Source organism: Acinetobacter sp. KH_038, assembly GCF_057839405.1.
Genome location: NZ_CM174489.1, coordinates 1,856,939 through 1,876,284, shown reverse-complemented (window position 1 = coordinate 1,876,284; position 19,346 = coordinate 1,856,939). Strand labels below are relative to the sequence as shown.

Sequence of the window (19,346 nt, the reverse complement as noted above, 5' to 3'; positions counted from 1 at the left end):
TGTCCTGAGGTGGCAGTTACGCTTTTTTTGCAATTTACAGGTTTGATCACTTGAAAGTTTGACAGAAGCGATTTAAAACATAGAGAAGTGTATAACAAGGATCAGAAATGAAGCTTTACTATTCGCCAGGTGCATGCTCGCTGGCAGCTCATATTATTTTAAATGAAATTAATGTCGATTTTGATTTGGAACGTGTTGATTTAAAAACACATAAGACAGAAAAGGGCACGGATTATTACGAAATTAATCCTAAAGGCTATGTACCAGCGTTAGAAATTAACCCTGGTCTGATCCTGACAGAAAACGTAGCCATTTTACCTTTTCTAGCTCAACACGATCCAAAACAAGATTTGATTCCACCATCTGGGATGGGGCGTGCCAAAGTTCTGGAATGGCTGGGTTATCTGAACTCGGAATTGCATGATGCCTATGCAGTATTCTTTGGCGGCAAGTTATCCGATGATGAAAAGCAAAAAGCCTATGCGGAAGTTGACCGTCTATTAAGCTATATCGACAAAGCCATTGGCGACTCAGACAATGATTATCTGGTCGATGACAACTTTGGCCCTGCCGATGCCTATCTATTTGTCTTGACCAACTGGTCAAATCATATTGAGCACGATTTAAGTCCGTATCAGAATATTATTCATATCCGCAATAAAGTCGCAGAGCGTCAGTCTGTACAGATTGCAATGCGTGATGAAGGTCTGATTCCTTAAATGAGTATTCCTTATTGGATTTGAAAAAACCGCTTTATTGAAAGCGGTTTTTATTTGTCTAGCTTGATTATTAAAATACGAATAATTTTAAAAAAATCAATATTTTATAAATATAGTCGCTGTGGAAATTTAAACCTCAGCCATCGTATTTTTGTTTAAGTGGTTTCAACATGCCTCCTTAGTTTTAGTATCGAATGTGCATGATGATAAAACTATATCAATTGGCTGAATGATTTAAGCTTCAATTGTATCGATGAATTTTAATCAAAAAAATAAGGACTCCTGAGAATCCTTATTTGAAACATGATCTAAGGTTTTAAATCTTATTTAAAGAAATAACCGGTTTCCGGCGAACTGGCATTGGCCATGCGTTTGCGTGGCATACGGCCAGCAAGGAACGCTTCACGACCGGCTTCAACTGCTTTGCGCATTGCGGAAGCCATGAGTACCGGATTTTGTGCAGCTGCAATCGCCGTATTCATCAGTACGCCGTCACAGCCCAGTTCCATCGCAATTGCAGAATCACTTGCAGTACCGACACCGGCATCGACCAGTACAGGTACTTTGGCATTTTCTTTAATGATCGACAGGGTATGCGGATTGAGAATACCCAGACCTGAGCCAATCAGGCTGCCCAAAGGCATAATCGCCACACAGCCCATGCTTTCCAGCTCTTGTGCCACGATTGGATCATCCGAAGTATAGACCATGATTTCAAAGCCATCATCAATTAAGGTGCGTGCAGCTTTCAAGGTTTCGGTCACATTCGGATATAAGGTCTTTTCATCTCCCAAAACTTCAAGCTTGACCAGATTATGGCCATCAAGGAGTTCGCGTGCCAGCATACAGGTACGCACGGCACTATTGGCATCGAAACAACCTGCGGTATTCGGCAAGATGGTATATTTCTCGGGAGGAATTACCGAAAGCAGGTTCGGCTGATCAGGATGCTGTCCGATGTTGACCCGACGAATCGCCACAGTAACAATCTCTGCGCCACTGGTTTCAATGGCTTGCTGAGTTTCATTTAAATCTTTGTATTTGCCTGTGCCTACCAGAAGGCGAGACTGGAATTGGCGTGAACCAATCTGTAATAAATCTTGCATAATTGTCCCGAGTATCAGCCGCCACCGACTGCGTGAATAATTTCTATTTTGTCTGTATCGCAAATCGGCGTATCACCCAATCTGCTTTTAGGAATGATCATTTCATTGACTTCAACTGCAAAACGCTTACCCTCAAGCGCCATACTCTGGATCAGTTCCAGCAGGTTGTTGCAGTGAGTTTCCTGTGGTTCGCCATTTAGGTAAATCATCATTCTGGCCACCCTCCATGATTAAGTGATGTTCAGGTTTATCTGGCGTATTTTAAAGCATTCCAAGCCAGAATTAACCATCCTGCAATCATTAAAGCACCACCAATTGGCGTAATTGCGCCTAGTCCACGTGGTAAACCCAAGGCCATGATATACAGTGAACCGGAAAATAATAAAATACCGGCCTGAATCAGCCAAAAACTCCATTGAATCGGCAGTGCAGGAATGACTTTGGCCAGCAGGGCCAGAATGAGTAAACCTAAAGCATGATAGAAAAAATAATCTGTTGCTGTTTGCCACCAGCCGAGTTGTGCTTCAGTGGCACGCGCTTTTAAACCATGCGCACCAAAAGCACCGAGCATCACGGCAAATGCCAAGTTGAGTGCTGAAATCGCAATCCACATTTGAATTGATCTTCCTGAAAAAGTTTGCGCTTAACCTTAGCATAAATTCAAAATTCGGGCATAAAAAAGCCTTCTTCAAGGAAGGCTTTTTAGAGAAAGCAGAAATTAAATTTGGTGTTAATTAGATGACATCGCCACTTTGATTTTTTCCATGGCATTTTTTTCCAGCTGGCGAATACGTTCCGCAGAAACATTATATTCGGCTGCCAGTTCATGCAGAGTCGATTTCTCGTCATCTAGCCAGCGGCGCTGCAAGATATTACGTGAACGGTCATCGAGCTGATCCATGGCTTCGTGCAGGGCAGAGGTACTTTGTTCCTCATAGTCTTCATTTTCAATCAGACGTGCCGGATCATAACGGTTATCTTCCAGATACAAAGCCGGTGCAACATGGGTTGAACCTTCATCATCGTCATCGCCTGAGGCATCAAAAGCAGCGTCATACGCCGTCAGACGGCCTTCCATTTCCAGTACTTGTTCTGGGGTGACATTTAAGTCATTGGCAATTGACTGGGCTTCTGCGAGCGTCAACTTTTTCGATGATTTTTTCAGGCTACGCAGATTGAAGAACAGTTTACGTTGTGCTTTGGTGGTGGCAATCTTCACAATACGCCAGTTACGGATCACGTATTCGTGAATTTCCGCCTTGATCCAGTGCACGGCAAATGAGACCAAACGTACGCCCATATTCGGGTCAAAACGTTTTACAGCTTTCATCAGACCCAGGTTGCCTTCCTGAATCAGGTCGCCTTGTGGCAAACCATAACCTGCATAACTACGTGCAATATGTACTACAAAACGCAAATGTGACATGACCAGCATTTTTGCTGCATCTAGATCTTGCTCATAGTAATAGCGTTCAGCCAACTCTTTTTCTTGTTCGGCCGTTAAAATCGGAATCTGATTGACAGTGCTGATATAAGCACCGAGGTTGACACCTGGCGCCGATAATGACAGGGGCATCAACTGATTGCGGCTGTCACTCATGTGTTCTCCTTGAAGTGCGGGATAACCCTAAACTAGGTTTTATCTTAATCCAATCTCTCCGCAAATAATGGATATTTGGGTAGAGAAATGTAAAAAAGTATACGAAAGCGAAAATAAACAGTTTAATTGAAAATTTTTAAGATTCAATCAAGTAGTGAAATTCTGAATCAGAAATTTTTCTTGATTCAAGCTTGAGCTGATGGATCTGGCAATAGCGGCTGACATCAGTCTGGCTATGCGGATCAGAAGATTTAAGCAAGAATGTTTTTTGATTACCGGATTTTAGCGCGCGTTTCAACATCAATAACGGCATCGGGCAGGGTTTTCCCATGGCATCTATCAGGCTGAACTGCTCTGGATCTTGGTACATTGCGGTTTCATGTATAAAGTAAAAAAATGACGATAAATAGTAACAAAGAAGTGCCCGGAACCATACTGCTTTGCTAAAAATCAAGATCTGAAAGTAGATATAAAGTCTTTTGACAATTTTCATGAAAAAAATAACTAAATCAAACAGAACATGCTAAAAAAAATCTATTAATTGTGATAAACCCATGTTAAGCTCATTGCGTATTTGGGACTTTGAATAAACAAAGTGATTGTTTTTCACCCTATTACATAAATGGATGTAACCGGGATTTTGTTGATAGTTTTACAGAATGATTACAAGCTTAAAAATAATATTTTCAAACTTGTTTGCTCTGCTGTTTGCAACACCGGGTGGTCCTTCTTTTAGTTTCAATGAGGATTAACTTATGACAGCTGCTCGCGAACAAGGCGTAGTTAAGTGGTTTAACGATACTAAAGGCTTCGGCTTTATTCAACGCAATGGCGGCGATGACGTATTTGTTCATTTCCGTGCAATCCAGGGTGACGGTCACCGTTCACTTCGTGATGGCCAACGTGTTGAATTCAGTGTTGTTAAAGGCCAAAAAGGCTTTCAAGCTGAAGAAGTTCAACCATTAGACTAATCTTCGGATTAAGCTAAAAAGAAAACGCTCCAATATAACTTGGGGCGTTTTTTGTTTATACTATGCCTATCTTAGTGATTACCCAATTAGAGCACCGCTTTATGTCAGCTGGTTTTGAAACCTTAAATTTACATCCCAATCTAAAAAAAGCGATTGATGCTTTAGGCTTTACCACCATGACGCCTATCCAGCAGAAGGTTTTAAAATTCACGCTGGCAGGACATGATGCTATTGGCCGTGCACAGACAGGTACAGGTAAAACTGCCGCGTTTTTAATTAGTATCATGAATGATCTGTTAAACAATCCGATTCAGGAGCAGCGGTATCGTGGCGAGCCACGTGCGCTGATTTTGGCACCGACCCGTGAACTGGCATTGCAGATTGAAAGTGATGCGCAGGATCTGGCTAAATATGCCGGTCTTAATGTAGTGACCTTGCTGGGTGGTGTAGATTTCGACAAGCAAAAAAACCTGTTAAACAAAGCACCCGTGGATATTATGGTGGCCACACCAGGTCGTCTGATTGATTTTGTCGAGCAAAAAGAAGTCTGGCTGGATCAGATCGAGTTTCTGGTGATTGATGAAGCCGACCGTTTGCTGGATATGGGCTTTATTCCATCGGTTAAGCGCATTGTGCGTTTCTCGCCACGTAAAGAGCAACGTCAGACTTTAATGTTCTCTGCGACTTTCAGCTACGATGTACTGAATCTGGCACAGCAATGGTTATTTGAACCGGTGACCGTTGAAATTGAACCGGAAAAGAAAACCAATGCCGATGTTGAACAACGTGTGTATATGGTGGCCAAGGCGGACAAATATAAACTGTTACAAGAAATTCTGCGTGACGAGCCGATTGAAAAAGTCATGATTTTCGCCAACCGTCGTGATCAGGTACGCAAGCTCTATGATCATTTAAAACGTGATGGTTATAAGGTGGTCATGTTGTCTGGCGAGATTGCTCAGGACAAGCGTCTAAAAATGTTAGACCAGTTCAAAAATGGTAAACACAACATCATGATTGCAACCGATGTTGCAGGTCGTGGCATTCATGTAGATGGTGTGTCGCATGTGGTGAACTTTACCTTGCCGGAACAGTCAGATGATTATGTGCATCGTATTGGCCGTACTGGCCGTGCCGGAACGCAGGGTGTGAGTATCAGTTTCCTGGCCGAAGATGATGCCTTCTATCTGCCTGAAATCGAAAAGGCAATTGGACAGAAGTTGCCTTTAACCCGTCTGGAAGGTTATTGCTAAGCCAGATCATAAAAAAAACCGCTCTTCAGGAGCGGTTTTTTTATAGCTATAGGACATGACCACAGGCTGTCTTATTTGGCCTGACAACGGAAAGTCAAAATGGTCTGATAGTCATCATTCTGGTTGAGTCCTGTATTGGTGCCTGCAATATTGCCCAAGACAGTTGCTGCTGCCTGAATCATCTGTCCGGTCTGATCGTCAACTACACCTTTAAGTGCCCCGTTATAGGCGGTTTTTTCGTCGATAATGATTGCGGTTGCTTTCGAACCACAGGTTTTGCTGGCAGCATTAATGGCATTATTTTTAGCAGTCAGCTGGTTTTTACCTAATCCGGTGACTTCAAACTGATTATTTTCCTTTTGGATTGCCAGTGCGGTCGGGTTTGATGCACAGGCAGTTAAAAGTAGGGCTGAAGCTGCTAATCCGCTGATCGCAATTGTTTTTTTCATCATAAAATCTCGGTTAGACACTAAATTAGCTTATTTGAACATAGTAAAGCGCATAGAGTTTGGAGCTGTTGTATAAGTTTGGAAAATTTTGGTGTGACTCTATGCTAAAAAGGTGAATTAATTGAACATTACATTGATTAAAATAAACATATTGTAATTTTCTTGGGTGATATTTGCGGCTAAGTCGCTATGAAGTTTATAGAGTATTGCATCTGGAATATGCTAATCTTGAAAACAGTTTTTAAGTATAGATCTACAAAGCAATGACGGAATCCGCGGTCGACATCGTTCATCAAAATATTCACCAACGTCAATCTATTGGGCATTTGCTGGCACCGGCACCGAATGCAGAACAACTGGAAAAAGCTTTTCAGGCGGCATTGACTGCACCCGATCATTATCGACTCAAACCGACCACATTTGTGGTGGTTCCCGATGATCAGCGTGAAGCTTTTGGCGAGTTGCTGTCACAGGCGCTGGTCGATCTGGGTGAAACTGAAACGGCACAGATCGAGCGGGTCAAGAATCATCCATTTCGCGCACCATTATTGGTGCTGGCCTTAACCCGTTTGCAGGATCATTCTAAAGTTCCGCATTTTGAACAGATTCTCAGCTCAGGCGCAGCCATCCAGAATTTTCTATTATCATTGCAGGTACAGGGTTTTTCGACCATGTGGCGCAGCGGTGCGGTGGTAGAGTCTGGCCTGTTTAAGCAGGCTTTAGGAATTTCAAAAGATGATTTGGTCTCGGGTATTATTTATATTGGTACTGCCGCCAAAGCGATTGCTCCTCGCGCAGAGATCCAGACCGATGACTTTGTAAGTTACTGGAATCAGAACGGCTAATTTGCACGGTAGAACAGGATATTAAAAATAACATGTCAGAATTAAATTTTTCAAAACTGGTAGAGCCGGTCGCAGTTGACCAGAAGACAGCGTTAAGAGTCACGGTGTTGGGTGGGGGTAGTTTCGGTACTGCAATGGCCAATACGGCAGTGCGCAATGGCTGTAATACCATGATCTGGATTCGTGATGAAGCGGTTGCGGCAGATATTAATGCCACACATATCAATAAACGTTATTTGCCCGATTTTCAGCTAGAAGAAAACTTGCTGGCTGTTTCAGATCTGGAACAGGCCGTGCGGGATCGCGATATCATTCTGGTGGCCATTCCGAGCCACTCCTTCCGGGATGTGTTGCAGCAAATCAAGCCTTTTATCACCTCGCAAGCCGTGATTTCGCTCACGAAAGGGATTGAAGCGAAAACCTTCAGTTTCATGAGTGATATTATTCGGGAAGTATTGCCGGAAGTACCTTATGGGGTATTGTCGGGGCCGAATCTGGCCAAAGAAATCGTGGCAGGCCAGCCAGCAGGAACGGTGATTGCCAGCCAGTCGGAACTGGTACGTTATGCGGTACAGCAAGCTTTACACAGTGCCTTGTTCAGGGTATTTGCCAGTGATGATGTGCATGGTGTAGAACTTGGCGGGGCCTTAAAAAATATTTATGCCGTCGCGATGGGTATGGCAGCTGCCTATAATGTCGGGGAAAATACCAAGAGTATGATCTTGACCCGTGCACTGGCGGAAATGAGCCGTTTTGCAGTAAAACTCGGTGCCAATCCGCTGACCTTTCTTGGACTTTCAGGTGTGGGTGATTTGTTTGCGACCTGTAGCAGTCCGCTGAGCCGCAATTATCAGGTCGGCTTTGCCCTGGGCAAAGGCAAGACTCTGGAACAGGCCACGACTGAGCTGGGTCAAACCGCAGAAGGGATCAATACCATTATACAGGTCAAGGCACGCTCTGAAGAGCTGGATGTGTATATGCCGATCACCAGTGCCTTGTATGATGTGATTTTTGAAGGTGCACCACCACTCAGCATTGCATTGTCCTTGATGAAAAATGGGCATCGCAGTGATGTCGAATTTGTCTTGCCACATCATCAAGTCTGATCTATAACTCCAATGAGCTGTATGCGAATTGTCATATCTGCCAGTTATCATGCAGGCAAAAGGAAATAAGGAAATCAAATGCAACTGACTTTAGTTCGACATGGTGAGGCTGCTCCACCGCTCAATGGTAATGATAGCAAGCGACCACTGACACAGCGAGGCCATCAGCAGGCCGAGCAGACTGCGCAATTTTTAAAAGATGTGATTAAGCCTGAAGTATTTGTGGTCAGTCCGTTATTGCGCGCACAAGAAACTCTGGCACATTTGCAGCAGTATTTTAATGATGTGCCCGTGGTTATTTGCAATGCAATCAAGCCCGATGATGATGCCAAGATTGCAGTGGAATGGTTGTCACAGCTGCCTTATGAGTCTATTGCTGTGGTGTGTCATATGAACGTGGTTGCGCACATTTCTTCAATTTTGCTGGCAGAATCTTTTCATCCTTATGCACTGGCTGAAGCGCGTATTTATGAACAGCCTGTGATTGCCGCGGGCTTGTCCACAGCAAGCAAGAGCTTTATTCCTACATTATAAAAACCAATTAAAACGGTAGCACACAATCAATGTTGTATTTATGGATGCCTGAAGCCAATGGGGTTTGGCAATGGTCAACTGGGGAGTTCTGGAATACTGCGGCAACACTTGAGCAGCTGATTCAGGATATACAGGGCCATCATGGCGAAGAAGCCGTGGTTTTTTTCCCAAGCCGTCATGTGCAGATTTTACAGCAGACCTTGCCCAAGAGCCAATATAAAAAAATGGGCAATGATGGCATTAAGTATCTGCTTGAAGAATATGTGGTTCTGCCGGTAGATGCTATGAAAGTGCTGCATCATTTTCAGCAGCCTGACCAGGTCAGCATTATGGGGATTGCAAATTCGACCCTGGAGACTTTGCAGCATGCCCTGACCCTGATTCCGGTCAAGCTGGCGGCGTTGTTGCCAGACTTTCTGGTGTTGCCCGTTCCTGAAGCCAATCAGCGTATTGTTGCGCAAATTGCTGGGCGCTTGTTGGTGCGAGAAGCGGAATATATTGGCCAGTCTGTAGATGACCTGGGTGTTTATCTGGATTATCAACCTAAAGATTTGCATTATAAAGTAAGTAATCTGGATCAGGAGCAGTTGCGCAGTCTGGAAGCTCTGGTCACTCAGGAACAATTGCAATCGTTTCAATATGTCATTACGCCACTAAAAAAACCGAAACAGCACGCATTTAATGTCTTGCCTAAGGCCAAATCTGAACATGCGGTTTCCGGTTACTGGAAAGCGTGTGCAGCCATATTTGTCGGAATTTTACTGGTACAGTTGAGTTATGACGCGGTACGCTGGTATCAATATAAAAAAGTGGCCAATCAGACGGCTGCGCAAGCCATTGACCAGTTCAAATACTGGTTTGGTCAAAATTATCCGGTCACTGAACAGAATATCAAAAGTCAGTTTGAAGGACAGTTGCGTCAAAGCCAGATCGCAGATACGCATGCATTACAGCTCATAAACCGGGTAGGGCCTTTGCTGATGCAAAACCAGATTGTGGCACAACGGGTCAATTATGATACTTCTGTACTGAGTATGGAACTCAAGGCCAATTCATCGGATCGGTTAAATGCACTGACCAAGCAGTTGAGTCAGCAGGGCTTTAAAGTTGAGCTTGGAAATATTCAAGCCAGCGGAACGGATGCCATCGGACTGGTGAGGGTGCAATAATGAAAGCTATCGAAGCGCTACAAAATCGCATGGATCAGTCTTTTGAAAAACTGAGTGATTATCTGGAAAGTCTGTCCGTACGTGAACGGGTATTGGTGATTTTCACCACTATTTTCGTGATAGTGGCAGCAGTCAGTTCAGCACTCTGGTATATGCATCAGGCAGCGGACACCCAGCAAAAACGTTTAAACCAGCTGAAAGATACCATTGTCTGGATGCAGAGTAATGCAGTCACCATGAAACCTGCCGGAGACATGCAGCTGGATGCCGCAGAGAAAGTACAGCGGGTGGCACAGCAACAAGGTCTTTCGGTCGCGTCCCAGCAAATGGATGGAAAAATTCAATTGGCAGTCATGCATGAAAATTATGCAGTATTGGCAAACTTCCTGACCCAACTGGCACAGATGGGGCTAAGTATTGAGAAAATGGAACTAAATAATGACGCAGGACAGATTAAATTAACCGCGACCGTGCAATAAACGGTAAAAATAAAGATTTGCAAAGCATGGTTTTTTTGTCTGCCTATGCCTATAATATGCCGACTTAAAAAGCAGTAGACTTTTCTGGATATGTTGTATTCTCTAGCCCGCCCTTTGTTGTTTTCTTTAGCACCAGAGCGTGCACATGAGCTGACATTATCACTATTGAAATCATCCCATAAAATGGGCTTGATGCGTCAAAATGTTACTGCAAAACCTGTAACCTGTATGGGAATCGAATTTCCCAATCCAGTAGGGCTTGCGGCAGGTTTAGACAAAAATGGTGCTTATATTGATGCCCTTGCTGGTCAAGGTTTTGGTTTTATTGAAATTGGTACCATTACGCCGCGACCGCAAGCAGGCAACCCTCATCCGCGTTTGTTCCGTCTACCTCAGGCCAAAGCCATCATTAACCGGATGGGTTTCAATAATGATGGTGTAGATCAGCTGGTAGAAAATGTCAAAGCTGCCAAGTTTAAGGGCATTCTTGGCATCAATATCGGTAAAAACGCTGATACTCCGGTAGAAAAAGCAGTAGATGATTACCTTATCTGTTTAGAAAAAGTCTATAATTATGCTTCTTACATTACCGTCAACATTTCGTCTCCCAACACCAAAAATCTGCGCAGTTTACAAAGCGGTGATGCACTGACTGAATTGCTGGAAACACTGAAAAAACGTCAGCTTGAATTGGCGCAGGAATACCAGCATTATGTACCTTTGGTCCTTAAAGTAGCACCGGATCTGGACAAAACCGATATTGCCTTTATTGCCAAGCAGTTACTGAAATTCAGCATTGACGGCCTGATCGTGACCAATACCACATTGTCGCGTGAAGGGGTGGAAGGTCTGGAACATGCAGAGGAAGCCGGTGGTTTATCTGGCGCGCCAGTATTTGAGAAAAGTACCGCATGTCTGGCTGCATTTGCTGAAGTGTTAAAGGGACAAATTCCATTGATTGGTGTCGGTGGTATTCTTTCAGGCGCAGATGCTGTTGCCAAGAAACAGGCAGGTGCCAGCCTTGTACAAGTCTATAGTGGCCTCATATATACCGGACCTGAACTTGTAAAAGATTGTGTAGACGCACTTTAAATCCTATGAATACCATTGATATCTTTCTACTGATTATCTTGCTCATTGGAGGGCTGAACGGTTTGCGTCAAGGATTTATTAAAGCCTTTGCGAACTTAGTGGGATGGATTTTTGCACTGATTATGGCAGCAAAATATTCAACACTACTTGCGCCATCCATGGTCGCTCTCAGTACAGATCCAGTGGTACAAAAGATTGCGGCCTTCGCCTTTATCGTCCTGTTGATTGTGGTCCTGACCTGGATCGTCACTGCACTGTTAAACCGTATTTTAAAGAGTCTTAAACTGGGCCCGCTCAACCGTCTGGCTGGTGGCGTCTTTGGTAGCCTGAAAGGCCTGCTGATTGTGCTGATTACCATGCAAGGCATTGGCCCGTGGGTAGAAAGCTCACCGCACTGGAAACAGTCCAAGTTTATTCAAGCCCTCTTGCCTTACGCACCTTGGGCCACTGAACTCTCGAAAGAAGCCGCAAATGGCGCACTTCAACATATCAAGTCTGAAGGGGCACAGAAACCTTCAGCTTCATCATCTGGATCATCTTCCAAGTCTGGAGCTTCGGATGAGTCTACAAATAATCCTTTTTATTAATCCTAGCTTGTCTGCGAGGTTGCTATGTGTGGAGTAGTTGGTATAGCTGGTAAATCACCCGTTAACCAAATGTTGTTTGATGCATTAACGATGTTACAACATCGTGGACAAGATGCAGCTGGGATCGTGACATGTGATGAAGGACGCCTGTTCCTTCGTAAAGACAATGGTATGGTACGTGATGTATTTCATACCCGTCACATGCGCGCCTTGAGAGGAAATTACGGTATTGGTCACGTGCGTTATCCAACAGCGGGTTCATCGAGCAGTGCAGAAGCACAGCCGTTCTATGTGAACTCACCGTATGGGATTACCTTGGCGCATAACGGTAACTTGACCAATGCCGAAGAAATCCATGACGACCTGTTCAAAACCGACTTGCGTCATATGAACACGGATTCTGACTCTGAAGTATTGCTGAACGTGTTTGCGCATGAACTGCAAAAACATGGCAAGCTGGTGCCGACCTCGGAAGATATTTTCCATGCGGTGACGCGTGTCCATGAGCGTTGTAAAGGTGCTTATGGCGTGGTGGCAATGATTACCGGTCAAGGTCTGGTCGGTTTCCGTGATCCAAACGGTATCCGTCCACTGATTTACGGTTCGCGTGAAACTGAACAGGGCATGGAATATATCATTGCTTCTGAATCAGTGGCCATTACCGCGCTGGGCTTTAAGGTTGAGCGTGATATTCAGCCAGGTGAAGCTGTATTTATCGACTTGCAAGGTAATTTCTTTACCAAGCAATGTGCTGCAGATCCTGAATATCGTCCATGTATTTTCGAATATGTGTATTTTGCCCGTCCGGATGCCATTATTGATGGAATCTCGGTGTATAAAGCACGTCTGAAAATGGGTGAAAAGCTGGCGCAAAAAATTCTGCGCGAGTGGGGCGAAGAACATGATATTGATGTCGTGATTCCGATTCCGGATACTTCACGTACCTCTGCACTGGAACTTGCCAATATGCTTGGTGTGAAATTCCGTGAAGGTTTCATGAAAAACCGTTATATCGGCCGTACCTTTATCATGCCAGGTCAGCAACTGCGCAAGAAATCGGTACGTCAGAAACTGAACCCGGTTGAGCTGGAATTCAAAGGCAAAAATGTATTGCTGGTGGATGACTCGATTGTACGTGGTACCACCTGTAATGAAATTATCCAGATGGCGCGTGATTCTGGTGCGAAGAAAGTATTCTTTGCTTCAGCTGCGCCAATGGTAAAATATCCAAACGTCTACGGTATTGATATGCCGGCCAAATCGGAATTGATTGCCTCTGATCGTAGTGTCGAAGAAATTCGTGAAATTATTGGTGCAGACCGTTTGGTATTCCAGGATCTGGAAGACTTGAAAGATGCAGTTCGCACCACCAAAGTGCCGGATCTGAAAGACTTCGATTGTTCGGTATTCGACGGCGTGTATGTGGCAGGCGGTATTGATGCGCAATATCTGGATGATCTACAGCAGAAACGTAGTGACAGTGCGATGAAAGACAATGGTTATATCGATGTCAATATCGATGCAGCCTCTGTTGATTTAACTGGTGTACGTGAAGTCTAAGCCATAAAATCATCATGAAAAAGCGGGAATTTCCCGCTTTTTTGTTTTATGATGAGCCCATTGAAAATAATCTGAACTAGGATTCTACCTTGCGAAATGTAGGATATGATTTTATAAAAAACAAGAATATAGTATTACCAGTAAGCTTTTGCCTGATTGCTGTACTGTTGACTATTTTTATTATCAATACCGTTGTCGGTCTATTTGTTTTTTATGTTGATTCTACCCAGTCTGTTTTCTGGCATTCCCTCAGTCCTTATCTGATTGTTTTACTGTTATGCGTCATGATGATCTCGGTCATCTATGAATTCTACATTTTCCGTAATGGCGGTTATTCACTAGCAAAACAGATGGGTGCGCGCCGTCTCAGTCCAATGGAAAGTATTCCTGAAGAAAGTGCAGCCCTGCAAATTACCCAGCAACTTGCAGATACTTTCTTGATTGAAATTCCGGCGGTGTATGTGCTGCCCGATGAAGTCGGGGTCAATGCGCTCACGGCAGGTTTTAGCCCGCGAGATACAGCGATTATCCTGACCTGGGGGGCGGTGCAAACCCTGGATAAAATCGAGCTATATGGCTTGCTCAGCCATGAATTTAATAAGATTCTGTCTGGTGAAACGGCAGAAAATACCCGTTTAAAAATCCTGTATAGCAGTTTAACCACCTTTAGCCAGTGGGGCAGTAAAATTGCCAAATCCGGTTTCTATCGAACTGGTGCTCGACGTGAAAATAAGTTTGAAACCTTTTATGTCGCGATTGGTGCAGTGATCTGGCTGATTGGCAGTTTAGGGGTATTGATCACACGCTTTATTAAATATATTTCACTTGGTGGACGCACGTTTAAGAATGACCAGAAAACCCGTCGCCTGATTCAAAATGATGCCAATATCCAGACCTTACTCAGAATTCATGTGCATCATTCTGGCTCGCAAATTTATACTGAATATGCGGAATCCATTTCCCATATGTGTTTTGCCAATTCCTTGAGTCCGCAAAACTGGTTGAACATTCACCCGAATATCAATCAGCGCATTTATGAATTAAATCCTGCCCTGATTCAGGATTTGCAGCTTGAAAACTTGAAAAAACTCAAGAATCAGCCCTTATTCAGTTTGTTTCGTTCTCTGGAAGAAGTCGTGCCTGAAACAGCGATGAGCTGGAGTTCGCCGCAACCTTTGCCTTTATTGCGTTTGTCGCCAATCAGTTTTGCGATTAAGGATGCGATTAAACCGCTAAATCCGGAGCTGCGGCTCAGTATGCCGCGCCCTGAGCTGATTGAGCGTGCTTTGCAGACCGCAACTGGCTCACGTGAAGTCATGGTCGCGATTTTAATGATTCGCCAGTATCGTGAATTTATTCCAACCGAGGCTGAAGTAAGTCGCGCCATTGTCGATTCATTGCTGAATCTGGATGGGCGGGTACATATTTCAATTTTTCGGCAAGCCTGCAAGAATATTGGTGGAATGCCAACCACAGTCGCACGTCAGTTTTTAATGAAACTGGCACGAATTATCCAGGAAGATGGTGAAATTGGCCTGCTCGATGCCTTACTGCTGGAGTGTGTCAAATATGAGCTGAATCTGTTGCCTGCCCATATGCCAGCCGCTCTGGATGAAGTCAAACCGCAGATCGTGCGCCTGATTGATGCCTTGCTGCATGTACAGCAGATTAATAGTGGTAACCAGCTTGAAGTTCGCGAACGCATTTTAAACCGCATTCTGACCGCACGCGAATTGGACTTGTACAATGAAATTTCTGATGAGCCGATTGATCTGGCAGAAATTCTGAATGATATTGCAGGACTTTTACTGCGTGAACGTCTGGGTATCTTGGGTATTGCAGAAGCCTGTTTGTGGAGTGACCGCATTGTGACTCAAGATGAACTTGATGTAATGGAATTGCTTTATTGGCGCCTGGGTTTTGAAGCAGATCCGATCATCCAGCAAATGTTAAAGAAAAACAGTTTAACGATCATGTACTGAATTAGATGAGTGCGCAGCTTGAAGTTAAATCTGTTATAACAATAGAAATACGTTAATTGTTTATTAACAATGCAGCTTTTGGCCAGCAGATAAACTTTGTACGGGAATTTATCAGGATCAAAAAGAAAAGCGGAAAAAGTTCGGCAAAGCACAGGCAATCCGGCTAAAATGTTCAGCCTGAAATTGGTGATGATGAAAAGATGATAGGGCATCAGCGTGACATACTGGCAACATTAGGAATTGATATCTGGATTCCTAGGGACAGCGCATGTCAGGCACATCAGGTCTCGGTCTGGCGTGATCAGGCTGCACCAGAATTTCATAGCGATATTGTCCTACCTCAGCTTAAGCAGCCAGAGGTAGTTGTAGATCTATCCATTCCTGAACTTGAACCTGTTATTCAGCCTGGCAGCGAAGTCGTGCCGGTAGCATCGGAACCCAAGCCGGTACCTGTGCAGCAACAGCGTGAAATTATCCAGATTCCGCCATTCAGTTTGCAGGTTTTAAGCCTGGCACATTGCAGCATTGTTATTGATGCCACTGAAATGACAGAAGCAACACAGAATTTATGGAGCAATATCCAGCGTGCAGTGGTCAGTGAATTTTGCGAGCTGAACTGGCCATTTCCTTGGGCCAATGTTCAGGATGGACGCGGTGTAGATTCCTATATTCAGGGCTTTCTCGATGGCGTGAGTGCCGAGAAAAATATTATTTTCCTGGGCGCTGTACCCTATATTTCAAATAGTCAAATCATTCAGCTGGCTTCTTTACAGGAAATGCTGGATCAACCCATTCTAAAAAAACGCTTATGGCAGTTTATGCAAAATAGCACTGTCAGCTTGACATAATGTGAGTCTGGAATAAGAAAATATGAAACAGAAAGTGGTGGTATTCAGTCAGATCGATGCTGATATTCAGAGCAAACTTGAACAAAACTATGCGGTCACCTATATACAACCCAAACTGGGTGATGTAAATCAACAGCTTTTACAGCATGTTCAGGATGCCGATGGCATGATTGGTGCGGGCCGCTTGCTCAATCGTGACAATCTGGCCACTGCCACCCGGCTTAAAATCATTTCCAGTGTCAGTGTCGGTTATGACAACTATGAACTTGATTATTTAAATGAAAAAAATATCTACCTGAGTCATACCCCGCATGTGCTGACAGAAACCACAGCAGATCTGGCTTTTACCTTGTTGATGTCTGCGGCACGTAAGGTGACTGATCTGGATCGCTGGACCAAACAGGGACAATGGCAGCGTACTGTTGGTGAAGCACAGTTCGGGCAGGATATTTTTGGAAAAACTCTCGGTATTATTGGTCTGGGCCATATTGGGGCGGCAGTCGCACGTCGTGGTTTTTATGGCTTTAACATGAATGTTCTGTATCATAATCGCCGTGAAAAACCGGAGATGGCACAAGGTTTGAATGCGCAGTATTGTGGCTTAAATGAACTGCTCCAGCGTTCTGACTTTGTGGTGGTTGCAGTCGATCTAAATGCCGATTCCAAAGCGCTGATTGCAGCGGCAGAGCTGGCGCATATGCAGCCGCATGCGGTATTGGTGAATATTTCACGTGGCTCGGTTATTGATGAGCAGGCTCTAATTGAAGCTTTGAAAGCCAAACAGATTTTTGCTGCCGGTCTGGATGTTTATCAGAAAGAGCCTCTTAAAGAATCTGAATTATTCACGCTGGACAATGTGGTCACACTGCCGCATGTGGGTTCGGCTACAGCAGCAACCCGTAAGAAAATGGCTGAACTGGCTTATCAGAATCTGGTCGATGCCTTGGAAGGGCGAGTGCCACGTTATGTGGTTAATCCTCAGTTTCAATAATATTAAATAACATTTTCTTGCGTATAGCCTCATTTTTCAATGCTATATTCAAGACAACTGAGAAGACTAGGCTTAGAGATTTTGCATTGAAACGATTGGCGCTGGCGTGTGGCTTAACGATGTGTATGGTAACAGGGCATAGCTCTAGCCATGATTTTAATCAAGCGACTGCACAATTTTCTGTACCCGATATTGGTACAGGCGTAGGTCTGCTTGACCAGCAAAAAGAAAAAATGATCGGTGAAAAAGTCTATCGTGAAGTACACAAGCAGATGCCGGTCATGCAAAACCCATGGCTGGAAGACCAGCTACTTTCGGTATTTTCTCATATTCTGAGTCAGACCCAATTACAGCAGCCGATTGGTTTGCTGGTGATTAACGATCCACAAATTAATGCCTTTGCTGTGCCAGGCGGCCTGTTTGCGCTCAATGCCGGTCTGATTAATTCGGCTAGAAACATGGATGAAGTGGCAGGAGTGATGGCGCATGAAATTGCACATGTCACACAACGTCATTACAGTCGCTCTCAAGATGCATTTAAAGGACAGGGTTTGCTGGCCTTGGCTGGGATTCTGGTCGGTGCTTTGGTTGCTTCTCAGGCAGATGGTGATGCGGGTGCCGCGGTGATGATGGGCTCACAAGCCGCTCTTCTGGATAAACAGCTGACCTATAGTCGCAATCAGGAACGTGAGGCAGACCGTATTGGTATGCAATATATGTATCGTTCCGGCTATAACCCGCATAGTATGGCCGATTTTTTTGAAGTCATGCATCGCTCGACCAGTCGTTTAAGCTTTCTGCCAGATTTCTGGTTCACCCATCCATTGACGACTGAACGTATGAGTGAGGCACGCTTACGTGCCAATCAGCTGCCCGCGGTCAAACCTAAGCTGAATGATCAGGACTTTGAAATCATCAAGTGGTATAGCCGGGTGCTGTCTCGTCAGACCAGTGAGGAGCAGCTTGGCTTGCTGAACCAGCAGAATAATTTTGCCGGTCAGCTTGCCCTGACTGCCTACCAGATCCAGCAAAGTGATTTTCAGGCTGCCCAGGCTGCATTGGATCGGGCGAAAAAGCATAATCAGATGCATCCTTTACAGGTTTTATTCCAGACGGATATTTATTTAGCCCAAAACCAGCTTGATCAAGCTGTGAGAAGTATCGCTTCGGCAGCGCGGATTATGCCGGAGAATCGTGCGCTAAATTATAAATATGCAGAAGTCTTGATTCGTCGCCAGCAACCTGATGAAGCCAAACAGATTGTACAAAAGTTTTTGAATGCCAATTCTCGCGATGTAAGCGGCTGGCGACTGATGCAGCTGGCTGCCAATGCAGCACCGGCATCTCCGATCAAGACGGCCAATGTGTTGCGTTATCGTGCAGAAGTAGAGTACTGGTCTGGCTATGAAGAAACCGCAATCAAGTCATTGCTGCATGCACAGCGAACTGTAAAAAATAATCAGTCCTTATCGGCAAGCATTAATCAGCGCCTGAAGCAGATGCAGCAGGCGCGTCAATATAAAATTTAGCGCTTAGTCAGGTTTTAAGCTTTTTATATCAGCATGATATGGTCAGAATCTACTAAATCGGGCTACAATCATTTTTAATGATCAGTGCGATTAAATCTAAAGCATGTTATGAAAAAAATATTATTGGGCCTAGGCCTACTGGGGTGTAGTCATGCTGTGTTTGCCGCGAGTGCGGTTGAATATGTAGAAGCAGTAGAACGAATTAATGCCGCGTATAAAAAAGAATCGCGTCAATTTTTAAGTGGTTTAAATCCGCAGCAGCAGGGTTTTAGTGCAGCACAGAATTCAGATTTTTGTAGTATTGTGCAACGTTATGCCGATCGCTTATATCAGGCGGCTGATCAGAATCGTGCCTATCTGGATCGTCGGTTTCAAAAAATAACTAAACAGGATGTGATTATAGAGGTGAAAGCGTCAAAAGAGATGCAATTGCTGCAACGCTATCAGGTTGACTGTCATTTACAATGACAACACGTTAAGAACTGTCTTATAGAAAAAGGCAGTTCAACGTTAAAGATCGAATATT

22 protein-coding genes are annotated in these 19,346 nt (G+C 44.3%); 16 read left to right on the top strand and 6 right to left on the bottom strand.

What is annotated here, in order from left to right; all coding sequences use genetic code 11:
* Nucleotides 1–107: 107 nt before the first annotated feature.
* Nucleotides 108–719 (top strand): glutathione binding-like protein, encoded by a 612-nt coding sequence (locus AC3IT7_RS08800; protein WP_489248183.1) that lies wholly within the window; start codon nucleotides 108–110, stop codon nucleotides 717–719.
* A gap of 323 nt (nucleotides 720–1,042) precedes the next feature.
* On the opposite strand, the gene AC3IT7_RS08795 is transcribed toward AC3IT7_RS08800, so the two are convergent.
* The 5 genes from AC3IT7_RS08795 to AC3IT7_RS08775 form a co-directional block, all read right to left on the bottom strand.
* Entirely contained in the window at nucleotides 1,043–1,825 is a 783-nt protein-coding gene (locus AC3IT7_RS08795) for a thiazole synthase (protein WP_489248182.1), read from the bottom strand.
* A 14-nt stretch (nucleotides 1,826–1,839) separates the two neighbouring features.
* A complete protein-coding gene (gene thiS / locus AC3IT7_RS08790) occupies nucleotides 1,840–2,037 on the bottom strand; it encodes a sulfur carrier protein ThiS (RefSeq protein ID WP_489248181.1) in 198 nt (65 codons plus the stop codon).
* A gap of 35 nt (nucleotides 2,038–2,072) precedes the next feature.
* On the bottom strand, nucleotides 2,073–2,438 hold the full coding sequence (locus AC3IT7_RS08785) for a DUF423 domain-containing protein (protein WP_253173089.1): 366 nt from the start codon (nucleotides 2,436–2,438) through the stop codon (nucleotides 2,073–2,075).
* Between the two features lie 117 nt (nucleotides 2,439–2,555).
* Nucleotides 2,556–3,425, bottom strand: coding sequence for an RNA polymerase sigma factor RpoH (gene rpoH, locus AC3IT7_RS08780; protein WP_475654978.1), 870 nt, complete (start codon nucleotides 3,423–3,425; stop codon nucleotides 2,556–2,558).
* Nucleotides 3,426–3,561: 136 nt separating this feature from the next.
* Complete coding sequence (locus tag AC3IT7_RS08775; RefSeq protein WP_475654979.1) at nucleotides 3,562–3,795, bottom strand: sulfurtransferase TusA family protein; 234 nt, start codon at nucleotides 3,793–3,795, stop codon at nucleotides 3,562–3,564.
* A 385-nt stretch (nucleotides 3,796–4,180) separates the two neighbouring features.
* Here AC3IT7_RS08775 and AC3IT7_RS08770 point away from each other — a divergent pair, with 385 nt between their 5' ends.
* Nucleotides 4,181–4,396, top strand: coding sequence for a cold-shock protein (locus AC3IT7_RS08770; RefSeq protein ID WP_004280099.1), 216 nt, complete (start codon nucleotides 4,181–4,183; stop codon nucleotides 4,394–4,396).
* A gap of 101 nt (nucleotides 4,397–4,497) precedes the next feature.
* Nucleotides 4,498–5,649 carry an ATP-dependent RNA helicase RhlB gene (gene rhlB, locus AC3IT7_RS08765; RefSeq protein WP_475654991.1) on the top strand — a complete coding sequence of 384 codons (1,152 nt, stop codon included), beginning with the start codon at nucleotides 4,498–4,500 and terminating at the stop codon, nucleotides 5,647–5,649.
* Between the two features lie 71 nt (nucleotides 5,650–5,720).
* On the opposite strand, the gene AC3IT7_RS08760 is transcribed toward rhlB, so the two are convergent.
* The gene (locus AC3IT7_RS08760) at nucleotides 5,721–6,098 is read right to left on the bottom strand and encodes a hypothetical protein (RefSeq protein ID WP_489248180.1); all 378 of its coding nucleotides are present in this window, start codon (nucleotides 6,096–6,098) and stop codon (nucleotides 5,721–5,723) included.
* 263 nt (nucleotides 6,099–6,361) lie between these two features.
* Here AC3IT7_RS08760 and AC3IT7_RS08755 point away from each other — a divergent pair, with 263 nt between their 5' ends.
* The 13 genes from AC3IT7_RS08755 to AC3IT7_RS08695 all read left to right on the top strand — a co-directional run bounded on the left by AC3IT7_RS08755 (nucleotide 6,362) and on the right by AC3IT7_RS08695 (nucleotide 19,288).
* Complete coding sequence (locus AC3IT7_RS08755) at nucleotides 6,362–6,943, top strand: nitroreductase family protein (RefSeq protein ID WP_489248179.1); 582 nt, start codon at nucleotides 6,362–6,364, stop codon at nucleotides 6,941–6,943.
* Between the two features lie 32 nt (nucleotides 6,944–6,975).
* On the top strand, nucleotides 6,976–8,049 hold the full coding sequence (locus tag AC3IT7_RS08750) for an NAD(P)H-dependent glycerol-3-phosphate dehydrogenase (RefSeq protein ID WP_489248178.1): 1,074 nt from the start codon (nucleotides 6,976–6,978) through the stop codon (nucleotides 8,047–8,049).
* Nucleotides 8,050–8,127: 78 nt separating this feature from the next.
* Nucleotides 8,128–8,583 carry a phosphohistidine phosphatase SixA gene (gene sixA / locus AC3IT7_RS08745; protein WP_489248177.1) on the top strand — a complete coding sequence of 152 codons (456 nt, stop codon included), beginning with the start codon at nucleotides 8,128–8,130 and terminating at the stop codon, nucleotides 8,581–8,583.
* 29 nt (nucleotides 8,584–8,612) lie between these two features.
* Complete coding sequence (gene gspL, locus AC3IT7_RS08740; RefSeq protein ID WP_489248176.1) at nucleotides 8,613–9,752, top strand: type II secretion system protein GspL; 1,140 nt, start codon at nucleotides 8,613–8,615, stop codon at nucleotides 9,750–9,752.
* On the top strand, nucleotides 9,752–10,231 hold the full coding sequence (locus AC3IT7_RS08735) for a type II secretion system protein M (RefSeq protein WP_489248175.1): 480 nt from the start codon (nucleotides 9,752–9,754) through the stop codon (nucleotides 10,229–10,231). Before gspL ends, AC3IT7_RS08735 begins: the two co-directional genes overlap by 1 nt.
* Nucleotides 10,232–10,321: 90 nt before the next feature.
* Entirely contained in the window at nucleotides 10,322–11,323 is a 1,002-nt protein-coding gene (locus AC3IT7_RS08730; RefSeq protein WP_489248174.1) for a quinone-dependent dihydroorotate dehydrogenase, read from the top strand.
* 5 nt (nucleotides 11,324–11,328) lie between these two features.
* Nucleotides 11,329–11,910 carry a CvpA family protein gene (locus AC3IT7_RS08725; RefSeq protein WP_411686256.1) on the top strand — a complete coding sequence of 194 codons (582 nt, stop codon included), beginning with the start codon at nucleotides 11,329–11,331 and terminating at the stop codon, nucleotides 11,908–11,910.
* Nucleotides 11,911–11,934: 24 nt separating this feature from the next.
* On the top strand, nucleotides 11,935–13,470 hold the full coding sequence (gene purF / locus AC3IT7_RS08720) for an amidophosphoribosyltransferase (RefSeq protein ID WP_489248173.1): 1,536 nt from the start codon (nucleotides 11,935–11,937) through the stop codon (nucleotides 13,468–13,470).
* Nucleotides 13,471–13,559: 89 nt separating this feature from the next.
* The gene (locus AC3IT7_RS08715) at nucleotides 13,560–15,452 is read left to right on the top strand and encodes a M48 family metalloprotease (RefSeq protein ID WP_489248172.1); all 1,893 of its coding nucleotides are present in this window, start codon (nucleotides 13,560–13,562) and stop codon (nucleotides 15,450–15,452) included.
* 200 nt (nucleotides 15,453–15,652) lie between these two features.
* A complete protein-coding gene (locus AC3IT7_RS08710) occupies nucleotides 15,653–16,300 on the top strand; it encodes a hypothetical protein (protein ID WP_489248171.1) in 648 nt (215 codons plus the stop codon).
* A 22-nt stretch (nucleotides 16,301–16,322) separates the two neighbouring features.
* Complete coding sequence (locus AC3IT7_RS08705; RefSeq protein ID WP_489248170.1) at nucleotides 16,323–17,291, top strand: 2-hydroxyacid dehydrogenase; 969 nt, start codon at nucleotides 16,323–16,325, stop codon at nucleotides 17,289–17,291.
* Between the two features lie 86 nt (nucleotides 17,292–17,377).
* Nucleotides 17,378–18,820, top strand: a complete 1,443-nt coding sequence (locus tag AC3IT7_RS08700) for a M48 family metalloprotease (protein ID WP_489248169.1) — start codon at nucleotides 17,378–17,380, stop codon at nucleotides 18,818–18,820.
* 108 nt (nucleotides 18,821–18,928) lie between these two features.
* Nucleotides 18,929–19,288, top strand: a complete 360-nt coding sequence (locus AC3IT7_RS08695) for a hypothetical protein (RefSeq protein WP_475654880.1) — start codon at nucleotides 18,929–18,931, stop codon at nucleotides 19,286–19,288.
* Nucleotides 19,289–19,346 lie beyond the last annotated feature (58 nt).

Bases quoted from the DNA above. Each gene is read 5' to 3' on its own strand.
- AC3IT7_RS08800 (WP_489248183.1), top strand. From the start codon at position 108: ATGAAGCTTTACTATTCGCCAGGTGCATGCTCGCTGGCAGCTCATATT.
- AC3IT7_RS08795 (WP_489248182.1), bottom strand. From the start codon at position 1,825: ATGCAAGATTTATTACAGATTGGTTCACGCCAATTCCAGTCTCGCCTT.
- thiS (WP_489248181.1), bottom strand. From the start codon at position 2,037: ATGATGATTTACCTAAATGGCGAACCACAGGAAACTCACTGCAACAAC.
- AC3IT7_RS08785 (WP_253173089.1), bottom strand. From the start codon at position 2,438: ATGTGGATTGCGATTTCAGCACTCAACTTGGCATTTGCCGTGATGCTC.
- rpoH (WP_475654978.1), bottom strand. From the start codon at position 3,425: ATGAGTGACAGCCGCAATCAGTTGATGCCCCTGTCATTATCGGCGCCA.
- AC3IT7_RS08775 (WP_475654979.1), bottom strand. From the start codon at position 3,795: ATGTACCAAGATCCAGAGCAGTTCAGCCTGATAGATGCCATGGGAAAA.
- AC3IT7_RS08770 (WP_004280099.1), top strand. From the start codon at position 4,181: ATGACAGCTGCTCGCGAACAAGGCGTAGTTAAGTGGTTTAACGATACT.
- rhlB (WP_475654991.1), top strand. From the start codon at position 4,498: ATGTCAGCTGGTTTTGAAACCTTAAATTTACATCCCAATCTAAAAAAA.
- AC3IT7_RS08760 (WP_489248180.1), bottom strand. From the start codon at position 6,098: ATGAAAAAAACAATTGCGATCAGCGGATTAGCAGCTTCAGCCCTACTT.
- AC3IT7_RS08755 (WP_489248179.1), top strand. From the start codon at position 6,362: ATGACGGAATCCGCGGTCGACATCGTTCATCAAAATATTCACCAACGT.
- AC3IT7_RS08750 (WP_489248178.1), top strand. From the start codon at position 6,976: ATGTCAGAATTAAATTTTTCAAAACTGGTAGAGCCGGTCGCAGTTGAC.
- sixA (WP_489248177.1), top strand. From the start codon at position 8,128: ATGCAACTGACTTTAGTTCGACATGGTGAGGCTGCTCCACCGCTCAAT.
- gspL (WP_489248176.1), top strand. From the start codon at position 8,613: ATGTTGTATTTATGGATGCCTGAAGCCAATGGGGTTTGGCAATGGTCA.
- AC3IT7_RS08735 (WP_489248175.1), top strand. From the start codon at position 9,752: ATGAAAGCTATCGAAGCGCTACAAAATCGCATGGATCAGTCTTTTGAA.
- AC3IT7_RS08730 (WP_489248174.1), top strand. From the start codon at position 10,322: ATGTTGTATTCTCTAGCCCGCCCTTTGTTGTTTTCTTTAGCACCAGAG.
- AC3IT7_RS08725 (WP_411686256.1), top strand. From the start codon at position 11,329: ATGAATACCATTGATATCTTTCTACTGATTATCTTGCTCATTGGAGGG.
- purF (WP_489248173.1), top strand. From the start codon at position 11,935: ATGTGTGGAGTAGTTGGTATAGCTGGTAAATCACCCGTTAACCAAATG.
- AC3IT7_RS08710 (WP_489248171.1), top strand. From the start codon at position 15,653: ATGATAGGGCATCAGCGTGACATACTGGCAACATTAGGAATTGATATC.
- AC3IT7_RS08705 (WP_489248170.1), top strand. From the start codon at position 16,323: ATGAAACAGAAAGTGGTGGTATTCAGTCAGATCGATGCTGATATTCAG.
- AC3IT7_RS08695 (WP_475654880.1), top strand. From the start codon at position 18,929: ATGAAAAAAATATTATTGGGCCTAGGCCTACTGGGGTGTAGTCATGCT.